Consider the following 15,659-nt stretch of genomic DNA (forward strand, 5'->3'; position numbering starts at 1 on the left):
TCGAGCGCGGTGATGATGCAATTCTTCAATCCGGTCAATACGCAAACCTGGACCAACGGCCGCCACCAGGTGAGGTGCGTCAAGGTCATCCAGGAAACCTGGAACGTGCGGACGTTCTGCTTCATGGCCGACCAGCCGCTCATGTTCTTCTTCAAGCCGGGGCAGTTCGTCACGCTGGAACTGGAAATCGCCGGGCAGCCCGTGATGCGCTCCTACACGATTTCCAGCTCGCCCTCGATTCCCTACAGCTTTTCGATCACGGTCAAGCGACTGCCCGGCGGCCAGGTCTCCAACTGGCTCCACGACAATCTCAAGGTCGGCGATCCGATGGTGGTCCACGGGCCGGTGGGGAACTTCAACGTCATCGATCACCCGGCGGAAAAAGTGATGATGCTGTCGGGCGGTGTCGGGATCACGCCGCTGATGTCGATGACGCGCTGGTTCTTCGACACCAACGCCGCCGTCGATCTGGAGTTCATCCACTGTGCTCAGGCGCCCAACGACATCATCTATCACCGTGAGCTGGTGCACATGTTCTCGCGGCTGCCGGAGTTCCGTCTGCATATCGTCTGCGAGCGCAGCGACGAGCTGAGTCAGGCCTGGTCCGGTTTCCGGGGCTACCTGACGCGGCAGATGCTGACGCTGATGGCGCCGGACTATCTCGAGCGGGAGATATTCTGCTGCGGACCGACACCGTTCATGAAGGCGGTGCGTCAGGTGCTGCTGGAAGACGGCTTCGACATGTCGCGCTACCACCAGGAGTCCTTCGGCGCGACGCCGCTGAGCGTGCAGGAGGACGTGCTGGAGCTGGCCGAGCAGGCCGAGGCCGATGCGGAAGAGATCGATACGACGAAGCTGATGCCGGTGGAGTTCATGGGCAGTGGCAAGAGTATTCGCGTCAGCGAGAACGACACGATCCACTCGGCGGCGGCCAAGCTCGGCCTGCATATTCCCAAGGCCTGCGGCATGGGCATCTGCGGCACCTGCCGCGTGATGAAGCTGGAAGGCGAGGTCGAGATGGAGCACAACGGCGGCATCACCGAGGAAGACGAAGCCGAAGGTTTCATTCTCTCCTGCTGCTCGAAGCCGAGAGGCAAGGTCGTGATCGATTTTTGACCCGGCTGCGCCGGAGCTGTACGCTGGCTACGGCATGCCTTCCTCGAAAGACCGTGATGAGAGAGATCGTGATTCGAGCGGTCATCGAGAGGGCATCTAAAGACCAGTCACAGGAGTCCACGCCATGTCTTCACCCGCCAACCGCGGCGTCGTCTTTCGCGGCGCCGGCAAGGTCGCCGTCGAAAGTATTCCCTTCCCCGAGCTGGCTCTCGGTAGCCGCCAATGCCACCACGGCGTCATCCTCAAGGTCGTGACGACCAACATCTGCGGCAGCGACCAGCATATGGTGCGTGGTCGAACCACGGCGCCCGAGGGCATGGTGCTGGGTCACGAGATCACCGGCGAGGTGATCGAATGCGGTCGCGACGTCGAATTCATCAAGGTCGGCGACATCGTTTCGGTCCCGTTCAACGTTGCCTGCGGCCGGTGCCGCAACTGTCGGCGTGGCGATACTCATATCTGTCTCAACGTCAACGGTGACCGTGCTGGCGGTGCCTATGGGTACGTCGACATGGGTGGCTGGGTCGGCGGCCAGGCCGAATACGTGATGGTGCCTTATGCCGATTTCCAGCTGCTGGTCTTCCCCGACCGGGAGCAGGCGATGGAGAAGATCCTCGACCTCACCATGCTTTCGGATATCTTCCCCACCGGCTTCCATGGTTGCGTGACTGCCGGGGTTCAGCCGGGATCGACAGTCTATATCGCCGGTGCAGGTCCGGTCGGGCTGGCTGCCGCGGTTTCCGCCCAACTGCTGGGTGCCGCGTGCGTGATCGTCGGCGACATGAACGACAAACGTCTGGAGCAGGCGCGAAGCTTCGGCTGTGTCGGGCTTGATCTCAAGCAGGACGCCAGCATGTCCGAGCTGATCGAGTCCGTGCTGGGCGTCCCCGAGGTCGACGCCGCGGTCGATGCGGTGGGCTTCGAGGCCAACTGCCACGGCCACAACCATGCGCATGAACAGCCGGCGACAGTGCTCAATGCCGCCATGGAGATTACCCAGGCCGGTGGCCGGGTCGGGATTCCGGGGCTCTACGTGACCGAGGATCCCGGCGCGGAGAGCGAGGAAGCGAAACAAGGCAATCTTTCGATGAAGTTCGGCCTTGGCTGGGCCAAGGCGATGTCGTTCCACACCGGGCAGACACCGGCCATGCGCTATCAGCGCCAGTTGATGCAGGCGATCCTCCACGACAAAGTGCAGATCGGTCGCGCCGTAAACGTCCAGACCATTTCGTTGGACGAAGCGCCGCAAGGCTATGCCGCCTTCGATGGTGGCGCGGCGAAGAAGTTCGTCATCGATCCGCACGGGACGCTTCGCTAGTCACGAGCTACGAGCTACGAGCTACGAGCTACGAGCTACGAGCTACGAGCTACGAGCGACGAGCGACGAGCGACGAGCTACGAGCTACGAGCTACGAGCTACGAGCTACGAGCTACGAGCCGGCGATGCGTTGGGGCATCGCCGGCTCTTTTTCGTTTGGCTGCGCCAGCGATAGACGGCAGAATCGGCCCCACCACGACCCTGCGAAAACAATCCCGCGAGAGCCGATGATGAGTGAACTGATCCCTGACCTGCCGCGCTGTGCCTGGGCGCAGACCCATCCGCTGAATGCCGAGTATCACGACGAAGAGTGGGGCGTTCCCGAATACGACAGCCGCGCGCTGTGGGAAAAGCTGATGCTCGACGGCTTCCAGGCCGGCCTTTCCTGGTTGACCATTCTCAAGAAGCGCGACGCCTTCCGGGAAGCTTTCGCGGGCTTCGATCCCGAGCGGGTTGCTCGATTCGATGCCGACGACGTCGAGCGGCTGATGGGCAACGTCGGCATCATTCGCTCCCGCGCCAAGATCGAGGCTACTATCGGCAACGCCCGCGCGTATCTCGCCATGCGAGACAACGGCGAGGAATTCTCCGAGTTCCTGTGGGGCATGGTCGGCGGCCGACCGATCCAGCGCTCTTTTGAAAACGACGGCCCCGTGCCTGCGCAGACGCCGCTTTCCCTGGAGATATCCAAAGCGCTCAAGAAGCGTGGCTTCAAGTTCACCGGCCCAGTGATCGTCTACGCCTGGATGCAGGCCGTCGGCATGGTCAACGACCACGCCGAGGAGTGCCATCGGCGCGAGCTTGTAGCAGCGATGGCATGAGACGAAGTTGCTGAATGGGGAGCACGGTTGTATTCCCGCGCGTGAAATCCATGATCGTTCTGGCAGCTTAAAGTCTGTTAACCATCGTAATTGTCTGGTGACGGGATGGCTTCTATACCGGTTAGGTGATCGAAGGCGAAGGCTTTCGATGCTGTCAACGGCAGTGATTTATCACCAGCAAGGAGTCATACCATGCGCATTTCTCGCTTTGCATCGATAATCGCCATTGCGTTGTTCTCCACCGGGGCCATGGCACAGTCCAACAGCACCGACCAGTCAGGCAACGACGTCCAGACGAAGAGTCAGATTGGCGAAATGAATAGTGAAGATAACCAGACTCAGAATAACCCCGGCATGCAGGCGGACACGGTCGAGGGCCAGAATCAGGGCACGTCGGCACAATACGAAATGAGCAGCGAGGATGGCCAGACCAGCGACGATGTCGACGCTGGCGATTCCGGTTCGCCTTCCGCCCGGGAACAGCTCATGAAGGGCACGCAGCAGGAAGAGGAAGCAACGCCGCCAGCCGAGAGCACCGGCGAGCAGCATTGACCGCCCTTTGTCTGACTTGCCGGCGGGCCTTGTGCCATTGCCGGCTTCAAGACACAATGCGCTCAGCACGGAAGGGGAGTATCCCACGGGCAGGATCGTCGATCCTCCCCGACGATAGCGTCGTCAGCACGGGCCACATGCCCCGGCGCTATTGGTCGCTCTGTCAGCCATGTCCTGACTCGGGACAGGGGCAATCAGAGTGACGGGAGAGACTTTCGGTGACGTTCACCGTCTACCGGAGGTTTCTCTATGCACGTACCCGTCTGGGTCTGGCTGGCGACTGTCGCCGGCATTGCCGCACTGTTCATCTTCGATTTCTACGCCCATGTGCGTAAGCCCCACGATCCCTCCTTCAAGGAGGCGGCCTGGTGGTCGGTCTTCTTCATCGCCCTGGCGATGGTCTTCGGCGGCGGTCTCTGGTGGGTCTGGGGGGCGCAGCATGGCGCCGAGTATTTCGCGGGTTTCATCACCGAGAAGAGCCTGTCGGTCGATAATCTCTTCGTCTTTCTGATCATCATGGCCAAGTTCGCGGTGCCGCGCGCCTACCAGCAGAAGGCGCTGCTGATTGGCATCGTGATCGCGCTGATTCTGCGTGGCATCTTCATCGCCGTCGGCGCTGCGGCCATCGCGCAGTTCAGCTGGGTGTTCTATCTGTTCGGGCTGTTTCTGCTCTACACCGCGATCCAGCTGGTGCGCGAGGGCACGGGCGGTCATGACGAGAACGAGGAGTACGAACCCAACGCCATCGTGCGCTGGATTCAGGAGCGCCTGCCGGCCACCGATGAGTTCGACAGCGATCGCCTGCTGACGGTCAGGAACGGCAAGCGTCTGGTGACGCCGCTGTTCATGGTAGTGGTGGCGCTGGGCATGACCGACGTGCTGTTCGCGCTGGATTCGATCCCGGCGATCTACGGGCTGACCAAGGAGCCCTACATCGTCTTCACCACCAACGCCTTCGCTCTGCTGGGGCTGCTGCAGCTGTACTTCCTGCTCGGTGGTCTGTTGACGCGTCTGGTCTACCTCAGCCTGGGGCTGTCGTTCATTCTGGCCTTCATCGGGGTCAAGCTGATCATCGAGGCGATGCATACCAACAGCCTGCCGTTCATCAACGGTGGTCAGCCGCTGCATCTGGTGCCGGAGATCCCGATCTGGCTGTCGATGACGATCATCCTCGGCACACTGGTCATCACCACCGTGGCCAGCCTGATCAAGAGCCGGAACCTGAAGTCGGCGCCGTCTCATCAGGAGTGAGGTTGCCGTAGAGCCGGTGCAGCAGGCCGCGCATCCCCTCCATGGGGATCGCGGCTTCCGGCCCGGGCGGGAACATGCCGGGCCGGAAGCCGTTGTCGATGAACCCTCGGAGCAACGTCGGATCGTCGCTGATGACATGCAGCGGCACGTCCCGGCCGGGGTTGTCGCCGATGATCGCCGGTGCAGCCTGGTGATCGCCGAGCACCATCAGCAGCGTGCGGTTCCCGCTGCTGTCCTGGCCCAGGTAGCGGCGGGCAAAGCCGCTGGCGGCCTGTAGCGCATAGTCGATCGCCGGGGCGTAGTTTCGGCGCATCGCCGCCGTGTCCTGCCACAGCGTGGCGTAATCCTCGCCCGCACCTTCCCACCGATCGAAAACCCGGCCGTCGCCGATCGACGTCCAGTCATCGATCACATCGATCACCGGCGACCACGGGGCGTGGCTCGAGAGCGTGGCCAATTCGGTGAAGGTCGGGCCGTCGTGGCGTGACAGGACGTAGTCCTCGACCCGCTGCCAGGTGAACTGGTCCGGCATGCTCGCCCAGCCCATCGCAGGCCCGCGATAGCCCATGCTGTCCGAGGTGTGGATGTCGTCGTAACCGTAGAGACCGCCTTCCGGCCACTCCCGGGTGATGCCCGGCATGAGGGCGACGGCGTCGTGGCCGGTGGCCTGGAAATCGTCGATCAGGGTCGAATGGGGGCTGTTGATCATCAGCTCGAAGCGCAACTGGGACGTGACCGGCAGGCCGCTGGTAAAGGTGGCGTGATTGAGCCAGGACTGCCCGCCCAGCGTGGCGGCGGTGACGCGCCCGGTGACGACCGACAGGCCTGCATCGGCAAGCTGGCTCTCGACCTTGCTGAGGCGTGGCCTGATTTCGGCCTCGAACGGTGCGCGCTCGATGGCGGCGACGCCATAGGATTCGATGAAGCCCAGGATGACGTCGGTATCGGCCAGCCCCGGCAGTGGTTGGCCATCGGGCCTGGCGTAGGCGTGGTCGTCTTCGTATAGCTGGCGTCCGAATGCTGCCATTGCCTGACGGGTTTCCTGTGCACGCTGCCATTCGAAGGTCACGAAGCTGACGGCAGGGTGGCCGATCCTGGCCGTGAGTCCCGTCGTCTCGTCGCGGTTCATGGCGTCGATGCGGGCCAGACCCGCACCCCCCAGAAGGATCAGCAGCAGCGCGAATCCGCGCGACGTGTTGCGGCCATGAAAGCCCTGCAGCAGTTTCGTCAGCACGAGGCCAAGGGCAAGCAGAGCCAGGCCAATGACCAGCAGTCCGGCGATCGCCAGCGGCAGGCCAAGATTGGTCACGACCAGTTCGATCAGAATGGGGATCAGCTTGATGTCGGTATAGAGGTTCAGCGACCGGCCCTGCATGGTCTGGGTCAAGGCGTTGCCGGCGGCACCGAGCACGATGACCAGCGCCAGAAGGGCAATCAGGCCGGCGATCCAGCGCCGCCAGGGCGCTGGCGGCAACAGTGCCAACAGCCCGACGACCAGCGGCGCTTCGAGTGCGATCCAGTGCCTTGGCGGGAACCCGGCCCAGGGCAGTTCCGGCGTCAGCAGCAAGCCGTTGAGTAACAGCAGGGCCAGCACCAGGCGCCAGCGAGGCGCCCGGTCGAGAAAAGACATCATGGCTCGTCCTTGAGTCGGGTCCGGCGATTCGGGGTCAGCATAGCATCGGTCCACCAGGGTGAGATGAGGCGCTATGGCCGCTTCATTGAACTACTCCTCGAATACTCCTCGAACTACGCATCGAGCTACTCATCGAACTATTCATTGAACTATTCATTGAACTATTCATTGAACTACGCAGCGGGCAAGCTTTCGGATGGCACGTTAAACTGGGTGGCGAGAATCTTGAATCCAAACTGGGGCGACGAGGACGATCCAATATGGCATCTGCGCAAGAATTGATCATTGAACCGACGAATGGGCGACAAGCCGAGGCCTGCGTCATTCTGCTCCATGGGCTGGGGGCGGACGGTCATGATTTCGAGCCGCTGATACCGGCGCTGGGGTTGCCCGATTCCCTGGCCGTTCGCTTCGTGCTGCCCCACGCGCCGCAACTGCCGGTTACCGTCAACGGTGGCATGACGATGCCGGCGTGGTACGACATTCTCGAGATGAATCTGGGGCGGCGGGTCGATGTCGAGCAGCTGCGGGCATCGGCCAGGCGGGTCCACGGGTTGATCGACGCACAGATCGCCGCCGGCATCGACAGCCGTCGTATCGTGATCGCCGGCTTCTCGCAGGGTGGGGCGGTGGCTTACGAGGCGGCGCTCTCCTATCCGAAGCCTTTGGCGGGCTTGCTGGCGCTGTCGACCTACTTCGCCACGGCCGACAGCATCGAGCTGGCAGAGGCCAATCGTCACCTGCCCATCGAAGCCCATCATGGCTCGGCCGATCCGGTCGTCCCGGAATCGCTGGGCCGGGAAGGCGCGGAAAAGGTCGAAGCGCTGGGGTATCCGGTCAATTACCGGACCTACGAGATGGGGCACAGTCTCTGCCCCGAGCAGGCACAGGACATCGCGGCCTGGTTGACCGCGACGCTGGGATGATCGGAGTTCGACATGAACAGCATGGATAACCTCGAGCGCGAGGGAGCCGACCGGCGCCTGTCCAGCCCCGCGGCCCGGCGCAACCGGGAGCCGATCCTGGACGTGTTGCGATCGACGTTGCCGCAGACGGGGCGGGTGCTGGAGATCGCCAGCGGCAGTGGCGAGCATGCGGTCTATTTCGCCCACCATCTGGCGCCGCTTTGCTGGCAGCCTTCGGACCCCAGCGAGACGGCGTTGGCGTCGATCGCGGCCTGGCGCGAAGCCGAGGCGCTGGACAATCTGGCGGCGCCGGTTCGTCTCGATGTCACCGGGCAGTGGCCGATGCTGCCGGATCTCGCCGCGATCGTCTGCATCAACCTGTTGCATATTTCGCCCTGGGATGCGAGCGAAGCGCTGTTTGCCGAGGCTGGCCGGCGACTTCCGGCGGGTGGTGTGCTGGTGGTCTACGGACCTTTCCGGCGTCATGGCGAGCATACCGCGCCCAGCAATGCCGCGTTCGATGCGGACCTGCGCTCGCGGGATCCGCGCTGGGGCGTTCGCGACCTCGAAACGGTCGAGGCTTTGGCCGGCGACAATGGGCTGACGTGCGAGGCGATCCGTGAATTGCCGGCCAACAACCTTTGTGTCGTCTGGCGGCGTTGAGATCGCTGCGATTTCCTGACGCGTCAGGAAGATATCGCCGCAGGCACCCGCAACTCGACTACACTCAACACAGACATTCAGTGGCCGACAAGGAGTGACGCCATGTCAGACTTTTCCGATGAGTTTCGCATGCCCAAGGGCTGCCCCAATTGTGGCAACCACATGATGAAGGTTTCCCAGGCCAAATCCGCGGATGATCAGGTCTATTGCACCTCCTGCAATGCCGAGGTCTGCTCCTGGGAAGAGGCCGAGCGGATCATGGCAGAGACACCGCGCAGCGAATCCGAGCAGTTGATCGAAGACGTCATGAACAACAAGAAGCCTTCCGAAGAAGACTATTGAAGCGCGATGCGGTGAGTGTCGAACGCAAACGCCCCGGCCAAGCCGGGGCGTTTGCGTCTGGGTTTCGATGGGAATGGATCTAGAGCAGCTCTTCCGCCGCCAGGGCAAGTCTCGAGCGCTCGACGCTTTTCAGGGTGATGTGACCGGCATGGGGCCAGTCGCGGAAGCGTTCCACCACTGCGGCCATTCCGCAGGTGTTGGCGGTGAGATAGGGTGTATCGATCTGGCCGACGTTGCCCAGGCAGACGATCTTGGTATTGCGCCCGGCACGCGTGATCAGGGATTTGAGCTGCTTGGGCGTGAAGTTCTGAGCCTCGTCGATGATCAGGAAAGTGTCGTTCAGCGTGCGTCCACGCATGAAGGTGGGTGAGCGGATCTGCACGCGAGAGCCGATCAACTGGCGCGTCGCGCCATCGTTCCAGCTGGACGAGCCCTCACGCTCGTCACGTAGCAGGTTGTCCATGTTGTCGTGGAAGGCGCCCATCCACGGCGACATCTTCTCTTCCTCGGTGCCTGGCAGGAAGCCGATGTCCTCTCCCATCGGAATGGGTGCCCGCGTGAAGACGATACGTTCGAACTGCTTGCCGTCCAGCGTTTGCTGCAGCGCAGCCGCCAGGGTCATGAAGGTCTTGCCGGTGCCCGCGCTGCCAGCGAGGGTGAGGAAATCGATGGAGGGATCCATCAACAGGTTGAGGGCGAAGTTCTGGCGGCTGTCGTGTGCATGCACGCCCCAGACGCCGCCATGATGCCGGTAGTTCGTCAGCAGTTGCAGCGTCGCCTTGCTGGGTCCATGGCTGCGTACGATCGCTTCGAATTCCGCGCCGTTGTCGCTGTCGGAAACGAGCATTCCCACGTGCCAGTCCTCGGGAATGCGGCCTTCCAGATGATAGAAGGTGTGGCCGTCGGCGCGCTCGACCATGACTTCGACGTCCAGCGACTCCCACAGACTGCGACCGTCGCGGCCTGCGTCGGCGTAGACCTTTGCGCCTTCGATCATCGCGTCGAGGTCATCGAACGCCTTGTCATTGAGATAGTCTTCGACCGGCACGTTGAGTGCCGTGGCCTTGACTCGCAGGTTGATGTCCTTGGTCACCAGGATGACCGAGGCATCCGGCCGTTCATCGCGGAGCCGGCAGGTTTCGGCGAGGATGCGGTTGTCCGGGGAGTTTTCCAGCGTCTCCAGCGGCGCCAGGTCTCGGTAGCAGAGGAAACGCAGGCGGCCGGCAGGGCCGCCGGTCACGCGAGGAATGGGGATGCCTTGCTGGATCTCCCGTGGGGTAACGTGAGCGGTGAGGTCGGATAGGGTACGGCTGATCTGTCGGGCCGTGCGCGCGATCTCGCGCATGCCGTTCTTGTGTTTGTCGAGCTCCTCGAGCACCGTCATCGGGATGACGACGTCATGCTCTTCGAAGTGGTAGAGGGCTGTTGGGTCGTGGATCAGGACATTGGTGTCCAGTACGTAGAGCCTGTTCGCTTTCTTGTCGATTCGCACCATCGGCAAAAGCACTCCTGTGAGTTCAAGGCTTCTCGACCCTGACAGAGTGCGGTGACAGCTCGATGTCGCCCGACTCACTCCGTCAGTGCCACTATCGTTGGAACGTAAAGACTGTGTCGGCTTTACCTCTCTGACGGATGAAGTCGTTACCAGAATGACCCCACGACGCCGAAAGCGCTACCCCCTTTTTTCACATCGGCAGCAAAAACCGGTCGCGTGATCTTCTGATGGCCGGTACCTATCCCTGCGCTGACGAGGGAGAGCCAGACGGCAGAAACGAAAAAGCCCTGCCGAAGCAGGGCTCGATGAACGGGCGATCCGTGATCTCAGGTATTGTCGTCGGCGTCGTCGCCTTTCTTGACTTCCACCTGCGCGATAGCCGGTTCGTTGTCATCCCGCTGATCCAGCTTGGCCAGCAGGTTTTCCGATTCGCGCTTGAAGGCGGCGAGGGCATCGCCACGCAGGCTCTGGGATTCCGGCAGCTTCACGCGCATGGCATCGACCTGGTGATTGTTGACCAGTACCTCGTAGTGCAGGTGAGGGCCGGTAACGCGACCGGTACTGCCCGAGAGCGCAATCTCCTCGCCCATCTTGACGTGTTCGCCGGGTTTGACCAGGGCCTTGCTCAAGTGAAGGAAGCGAGTCACATAACCGTTGTTGTGCCGAATGGTAATGTAACGACCGGCAATGGGGTGGTTGACCACGCGTTCGACGACGCCATCGGCCGGCGCATCGATGGGCGTGCCGCTGCGCATCGCGAAGTCGGTGCCTTTATGCGGGCTGATGCGCCCGGTGACCGGGTGATGCCGACGCAGGTTGAACGAGGAACTGATGCGGTAGTGACCCTGGAAAGGGTAACGGTTGAAAGCCGGGTCGAGGCTGTTGCCATCCGGCGTGTAGAAATGATCGTCGGCGCTGTTGCGAAGCACCGTCAGATTCATGCGCTCGCCCTCGTATTCCGCAGCTAGCACCTTGGAATCCAGGGGGTGCCCGTCGATCATGTCGGACTCCACCAGTACCCGGAACTGATCGCCGGCCCGTGCATCGCGACGGAAATCGAGTTTCTTGGACAGCACATTGGTGAGCTCGGAGACTTCGGCGTTGGAGAGCCCCGTCGATTGAGCCGATAGTGCGAACGAGCCATTGACCGTGCCACTGAACATGCGCTGAGCGGCTTCACCGGCTTTCTCGATCGGTGAATAGGCAAAGTCGGCCGATTCATCGTCGCGCTGGATCAGGTAGCCTTCTCGAGGATCCTTCATCACGCGCAGTGCCAGCAGCTGGCCATTCTCGTCGAGCTTGTAGTCGAAGCTATTGCCGACACGCCACCGGGTCAGGACCTTCTGATCCGGTACGGTATTGAGGATCTGCATCACGTCGCTGTATACGAGACCCAGCGTTCTTTCGGCTGTCAGAGCGAAGGAGTCACCGCTTTGAATGGTATAACTCTGCCATTCGGGGACGTAGGTTTCCTCGGAAGCGATCTCGTCACCCAGCTCGGTATCGCCGGAGGGGTCCATCGTATTGTCGAACGACCAATCTTCGTAAGACGTGCCCCCGATGTCGCTACCGTCGTCGTCGGACGCCGGTTGTACATCTTCCGCAGGCAGCTGCATTGCTACCTGTTTCGCGCCGGGCTCGATGGCCGGCTTGATGATGGGAGAGATCGCCTGCGCCTGCGAAGGCACCGTCGAACCTTCGTCAGCCTGCGCTTCAGAGATGAAATCGACGTGCATTACCTCCAGCGGCTTGAGTTGCGCCAGGGGAATGTCTTGCGTTAAATCGCCGAAGGAAAACGTGGGTTCGGCCGCCTCTTTCGGGGCGGCTGAATTGACGATCGACTGAGAAATGGTCGTCGTCGTCGCGACAGGAATCTGCTGCTGGTCGTTTTCGGCATCTCCGAAAACGCCCATGATTTTTTGCGTACCCAGCACGGTGACCATGGTGGCAACCGGAAGCAATAACACTTTATGCGTGCGGGGTAGCGAATGAAATATTCGCAACATGAAGATGAAGGCCCGGATGAAAAAGGATGACAAGTTTAAATAAAGGCCGGGGAACCATACCCCAAGCTGGTGTTAATTGTCTAGTCTGTATTTAAATACAGTGTACGAGGCCACGGCTCGCGGGGCTTCGGCGAAGAAAAGGCATCAGCTGAAAGTATGGGGCGAGGGTGGCCGAGCGTAAGTACATGTAACGCAGTGGTGCATGATTGCGCACCACTATGGTGCACAATAAAGCGCTGTTTTCCAGCAGAATCTTCGCCCGTAAAAGTTTTGTAGGACTTTTATTGTTCCAGAAGATTGCCATGGTCAGGTATTTTTTTCGGCATCGTAACAGCAGGTCAGTCATGGTCATGGCGCTGACGCTTAACCTGACCGCAGAATATCGAATCGAAGAAAAGCCGGGCTTTCATGGGATTCTTCTGCGCATGAAGGTCCGAAGCCAACGGGAGAGTATTGTGCCGAAAGTGACGTTGCTGCAGTGGCAAATGCTGGCGGCGGTAGCCGATAACGGTGGATTTGCCAAGGCTGCCGAAGTGATTCATCGAAGCCCGTCGACGCTCAATCACGCGATCCACAAGATCGAGGAGCAGCTGGGCGTGGTGCTTTTCGAGCCCAGGGGGCGCCAGGTCGTGCTCACCGAAGCGGGAACCCTCCTGCTGCGCCGAGCGCGTCAATTGATCGAGAACGCTGCCTCGCTGGAAGACGTGGCCGAGCGTCTCGCCGGCGGCCTGGAGGCGGAAGTCACCTTGGCCGTGGATCAGGTCTTTCCAGCGGATGCTCTGGCCGAGGCGTTGACGCGGTTTTCGGATGCGTTCCCGCACGTGCGCGTGCAGTTGCAGGAGACCGTCCTCAATGGTGCTGTCGAAATGTTGTACGAGGGGCGCGCCGATCTCATCATCTCTGGCGTCAGCGCCCAGGGATTTCTGGGGCAATCCATCGTCGACGTGCCCTTCATCGCGGTGGCTCATCCCCGGCATCCCTTGCATCAGCTGCAGCGCGAGCTGGATTTGCGCGATCTGGAGCGACATCGGCAGCTGGTCATCCGGGATTCCGCAGTGCGTCACCGGCTCGATGCAGGCTGGCTGAAGGCCGAGCAGCGCTGGACGCTGAGTCATCTATCGACATCGATCGACATGCTGGAGCGGGGCCTTGGCTTTGCCTGGGTGCCGGAAACGCGCATTCGGGCGGCGCTGGACCAGGGACGATTGAAGGTGCTGCCGTTGCGCGTGGGTGGCGTGCGCCGGGTGTCGCTGCAGCTCGTCTATCGTGACATCGATGGCGCCGGCCCTGCGACGCGTGCTCTGGCCGAGGCGTTGATGGCCAGCGTGGTAGCCACCTGCCCGCAGGATGCCCAGCCGCAGAACCCGAATGCATCGACGCAGCCGAACGAATGAGCCGAGTTATTGCGCTCGATCTCTGACCGAAGACGCCTATCCTGTCCTGGAAACGCCCTCCTGACGATGCTTGCTACCGGGCGAGTGGGGCGAAGGGGCAAATAACGTCGAATGGTCGATGGTCGGCATCAATAGTCGGTCGGCATCAATAGTCGGTCGGAATAAATAGCGGAATGGAAAGGGGAGAGCGTCATGGGGCTGCTAGTCGAGGGAGTTTGGCAGGATCAGTGGTATGACACCAAGAGCCACGGCGGCGAATTCGTTCGCGAGTCCGCCAAGCTGCGTGACTGGATCACGCCCGCCGGCGAACCGGGGCCGCAGGGGCAGCCAGGGCTCGCGGCGGAAAGTGGACGCTACCACCTATATGTATCGTTGGCCTGTCCGTGGGCGCACCGCACGCTGATCATGCGCAAGCTCAAGGGATTGGAGGCGCTGATCGGCGTCTCCCATACCAGCCCGTTGATGCTCGAGCAGGGCTGGAGCTATCGCGTGGAGGAGGGATCGAGCGGCGACGAGGTCAATCACGTCGACTATCACCACCAGCTCTATACCTTGACCGATCCTCGCTACACTGGCCGTGTGACGGTACCTGCGCTGTGGGACCGGCGACAGCGGCGCATCGTCAACAACGAATCGGCAGAGATTCTGCGGATGCTCGGCTCGGCATTCGATAAACTGACCGGCAACCGTCTGGATTTCTATCCCGACGACCTGCGCGACGTCATCGACGAGGTCAACGCGGACGTCTACGACAACGTCAACAACGGCGTCTACAAGACCGGCTTCGCAACCGAGCAGGCGGTCTACGAGAAGCATTTCGTGGCGCTGTTCGACTGTCTCGACCGTCTGGAAGCGCGGCTCGAGAGCCAGCGGTATCTGGCGGGTGAGTGGCTGACCGAGGCCGATATCCGGCTGTTCACGACGCTGGTACGCTTCGATGCGGTCTACCATGGCCACTTCAAGTGCAATCGCCAGCGCATCGCCGACTTTCCGAACCTGTCGAATTATCTGCGCGAGCTATATCAGTGGCCGGGCATCGCGGAGACGGTGGACTTCGACCACATCAAGCGACACTACTATTACAGCCATCCGACGATCAATCCGACCCGGATCGTTCCGTTGGGGCCGTCGCTGGCGCTGGATGCGCCGCATGACCGTGGGCGACTACCCGGGCAGGGAATTCGCGGCGCCGCCTGAGAGCCTGTTCACGACCTGCTGCGCGCCGGCCGTGGCCGTGTCAGCCACGGGCATGGCGTTGCAGCCAGCGATCCAGCGCGTTGGCGAACTCCCGGCGATCACCATCGGTATAGGCGTTGGGTCCCCGAGTATGTTCGCCGCTGGCGCGCAGCGTCTCCATGAAGTCCCGCATCTGCACTCGCGCCTTGATGTTGTCGATACTCAGGCTTTCACCGCGGGTGGTCATGACCTCGGCGCCGCGTTCGATCACTTCCTGCGCCAGCGGCAGATCGCTGGTAATGACCAGATCACCGGAAACGACAGCCTCGACGATCGCGTTGTCCGCGGCGTCGAAACCATGGGCCACCGAGCGCGACTTGACCCAGGCCGACGGCGGTAACGGCAGCGCGTGATTGGCGACCATCCAGGTCTGAGTCTGCGTGCGTTCGGCGGCCCGGACGATGATGTCGCGAGCGACGCGGGGGCAGGCGTCGGCATCAATCCACAGCGTGGGTTTGGGTATCGGCATGGCGAAATGCTCGGTGTCCGGAAAAAGGAGCGCACAGTCTACGGCCTTCGACGAGGCGCTTCATCCCGGCGGTCTCATTCCCGTTATCTGTAGGATTTTTACGTTCCGGTGGTGAAACGCTTACACCGATGGTATAGTGGCGCCTCCTCGCATGTGTTGACCCCACCATCCTGCCGATATGTCTGTAATCGACGCCATCGATCCGTGAATCGATGCCCAGCACCGGACGTATCTCGTACATGACGCACGGCCAAGCCGTTTTTCGCGTCCGGATGCAACGATGGAGCGCCTAGATCGGTTGATGTTTCAAGCAACCGGGCGCATCAAGGTCGCCACATACGCTATCGCTTCCGCCATTCGCGGGGCGATATGCGCAATGCCAGGTGCGACCGGCATTCCGTGGTGATCACGCCACCGATGCCATGACATTTTCGCCGGTGCCTACCGGCCACTCCAAG

The 15,659-nt window shown here is 61.6% G+C and carries 14 protein-coding genes; 10 read left to right on the plus strand and 4 right to left on the minus strand.

The genetic code is table 11. The features are described 5' to 3' along the window. The first annotated feature begins 12 nt into the window (after positions 1-12). From ACWHY3_RS06065 to ACWHY3_RS06085, 5 genes are all read left to right on the plus strand, one after another. The gene (locus tag ACWHY3_RS06065) at positions 13-1,116 is read left to right on the plus strand and encodes an FAD-binding oxidoreductase (protein WP_373419395.1); all 1,104 of its coding nucleotides are present in this window, start codon (positions 13-15) and stop codon (positions 1,114-1,116) included. A 124-nt stretch (positions 1,117-1,240) separates the two neighbouring features. Then, the gene (gene fdhA / locus ACWHY3_RS06070; protein ID WP_087718070.1) at positions 1,241-2,434 is read left to right on the plus strand and encodes a formaldehyde dehydrogenase, glutathione-independent; all 1,194 of its coding nucleotides are present in this window, start codon (positions 1,241-1,243) and stop codon (positions 2,432-2,434) included. Positions 2,435-2,664: 230 nt separating this feature from the next. After that, positions 2,665-3,255 (plus strand): DNA-3-methyladenine glycosylase I, encoded by a 591-nt coding sequence (locus tag ACWHY3_RS06075; RefSeq protein WP_448127841.1) that lies wholly within the window; start codon positions 2,665-2,667, stop codon positions 3,253-3,255. 192 nt (positions 3,256-3,447) lie between these two features. Next, entirely contained in the window at positions 3,448-3,807 is a 360-nt protein-coding gene (locus ACWHY3_RS06080; RefSeq protein WP_448127842.1) for a hypothetical protein, read from the plus strand. A gap of 249 nt (positions 3,808-4,056) precedes the next feature. Continuing rightward, positions 4,057-5,058 (plus strand): TerC family protein, encoded by a 1,002-nt coding sequence (locus ACWHY3_RS06085; RefSeq protein ID WP_448127843.1) that lies wholly within the window; start codon positions 4,057-4,059, stop codon positions 5,056-5,058. On the opposite strand, the gene ACWHY3_RS06090 is transcribed toward ACWHY3_RS06085, so the two are convergent. Beyond that, the gene (locus tag ACWHY3_RS06090) at positions 5,015-6,691 is read right to left on the minus strand and encodes an alkaline phosphatase (protein ID WP_332779828.1); all 1,677 of its coding nucleotides are present in this window, start codon (positions 6,689-6,691) and stop codon (positions 5,015-5,017) included. The two genes, ACWHY3_RS06085 and ACWHY3_RS06090, sit on opposite strands and share 44 nt — an antisense overlap. Positions 6,692-6,951: 260 nt before the next feature. Here ACWHY3_RS06090 and ACWHY3_RS06095 point away from each other — a divergent pair, with 260 nt between their 5' ends. The 3 genes from ACWHY3_RS06095 to ACWHY3_RS06105 all read left to right on the plus strand — a co-directional run bounded on the left by ACWHY3_RS06095 (position 6,952) and on the right by ACWHY3_RS06105 (position 8,601). Further along, positions 6,952-7,617: an alpha/beta hydrolase gene (locus tag ACWHY3_RS06095; RefSeq protein WP_087718066.1), complete on the plus strand. Its 666-nt coding sequence runs from the start codon at positions 6,952-6,954 to the stop codon at positions 7,615-7,617. 12 nt (positions 7,618-7,629) lie between these two features. Next, positions 7,630-8,259, plus strand: coding sequence for a DUF938 domain-containing protein (locus tag ACWHY3_RS06100; protein WP_218776949.1), 630 nt, complete (start codon positions 7,630-7,632; stop codon positions 8,257-8,259). A gap of 102 nt (positions 8,260-8,361) precedes the next feature. Next, entirely contained in the window at positions 8,362-8,601 is a 240-nt protein-coding gene (locus ACWHY3_RS06105; RefSeq protein WP_087718065.1) for a hypothetical protein, read from the plus strand. 79 nt (positions 8,602-8,680) lie between these two features. On the opposite strand, the gene ACWHY3_RS06110 is transcribed toward ACWHY3_RS06105, so the two are convergent. Both ACWHY3_RS06110 and ACWHY3_RS06115 read right to left on the minus strand, forming a co-directional pair. Then, the gene (locus ACWHY3_RS06110; protein WP_087718064.1) at positions 8,681-10,096 is read right to left on the minus strand and encodes a PhoH family protein; all 1,416 of its coding nucleotides are present in this window, start codon (positions 10,094-10,096) and stop codon (positions 8,681-8,683) included. Positions 10,097-10,422: 326 nt separating this feature from the next. After that, the gene (locus ACWHY3_RS06115; protein ID WP_448127844.1) at positions 10,423-12,009 is read right to left on the minus strand and encodes a peptidoglycan DD-metalloendopeptidase family protein; all 1,587 of its coding nucleotides are present in this window, start codon (positions 12,007-12,009) and stop codon (positions 10,423-10,425) included. A 548-nt stretch (positions 12,010-12,557) separates the two neighbouring features. Here ACWHY3_RS06115 and ACWHY3_RS06120 point away from each other — a divergent pair. Both ACWHY3_RS06120 and ACWHY3_RS06125 read left to right on the plus strand, forming a co-directional pair. Next, positions 12,558-13,496, plus strand: a complete 939-nt coding sequence (locus ACWHY3_RS06120; RefSeq protein WP_332779831.1) for a LysR family transcriptional regulator — start codon at positions 12,558-12,560, stop codon at positions 13,494-13,496. A 192-nt stretch (positions 13,497-13,688) separates the two neighbouring features. Continuing rightward, positions 13,689-14,693, plus strand: a complete 1,005-nt coding sequence (locus ACWHY3_RS06125) for a glutathione S-transferase family protein (protein WP_448127845.1) — start codon at positions 13,689-13,691, stop codon at positions 14,691-14,693. A gap of 40 nt (positions 14,694-14,733) precedes the next feature. Here ACWHY3_RS06125 and ACWHY3_RS06130 read toward each other — a convergent pair whose 3' ends face one another. Then, positions 14,734-15,201, minus strand: a complete 468-nt coding sequence (locus ACWHY3_RS06130) for a YaiI/YqxD family protein (protein ID WP_448127846.1) — start codon at positions 15,199-15,201, stop codon at positions 14,734-14,736. Positions 15,202-15,659 lie beyond the last annotated feature (458 nt).

The organism is Salinicola sp. NYA28a, assembly GCF_976982775.1.

Bases quoted from the DNA above. Each gene is read 5' to 3' on its own strand.
- ACWHY3_RS06065 (WP_373419395.1), top strand. From the start codon at position 13: ATGATGCAATTCTTCAATCCGGTCAATACGCAAACCTGGACCAACGGC.
- fdhA (WP_087718070.1), top strand. From the start codon at position 1,241: ATGTCTTCACCCGCCAACCGCGGCGTCGTCTTTCGCGGCGCCGGCAAG.
- ACWHY3_RS06075 (WP_448127841.1), top strand. From the start codon at position 2,665: ATGAGTGAACTGATCCCTGACCTGCCGCGCTGTGCCTGGGCGCAGACC.
- ACWHY3_RS06080 (WP_448127842.1), top strand. From the start codon at position 3,448: ATGCGCATTTCTCGCTTTGCATCGATAATCGCCATTGCGTTGTTCTCC.
- ACWHY3_RS06085 (WP_448127843.1), top strand. From the start codon at position 4,057: ATGCACGTACCCGTCTGGGTCTGGCTGGCGACTGTCGCCGGCATTGCC.
- ACWHY3_RS06090 (WP_332779828.1), bottom strand. From the start codon at position 6,691: ATGATGTCTTTTCTCGACCGGGCGCCTCGCTGGCGCCTGGTGCTGGCC.
- ACWHY3_RS06095 (WP_087718066.1), top strand. From the start codon at position 6,952: ATGGCATCTGCGCAAGAATTGATCATTGAACCGACGAATGGGCGACAA.
- ACWHY3_RS06100 (WP_218776949.1), top strand. From the start codon at position 7,630: ATGAACAGCATGGATAACCTCGAGCGCGAGGGAGCCGACCGGCGCCTG.
- ACWHY3_RS06105 (WP_087718065.1), top strand. From the start codon at position 8,362: ATGTCAGACTTTTCCGATGAGTTTCGCATGCCCAAGGGCTGCCCCAAT.
- ACWHY3_RS06110 (WP_087718064.1), bottom strand. From the start codon at position 10,096: ATGGTGCGAATCGACAAGAAAGCGAACAGGCTCTACGTACTGGACACC.
- ACWHY3_RS06115 (WP_448127844.1), bottom strand. From the start codon at position 12,009: ATGGGCGTTTTCGGAGATGCCGAAAACGACCAGCAGCAGATTCCTGTC.
- ACWHY3_RS06125 (WP_448127845.1), top strand. From the start codon at position 13,689: ATGGGGCTGCTAGTCGAGGGAGTTTGGCAGGATCAGTGGTATGACACC.
- ACWHY3_RS06130 (WP_448127846.1), bottom strand. From the start codon at position 15,201: ATGCCGATACCCAAACCCACGCTGTGGATTGATGCCGACGCCTGCCCC.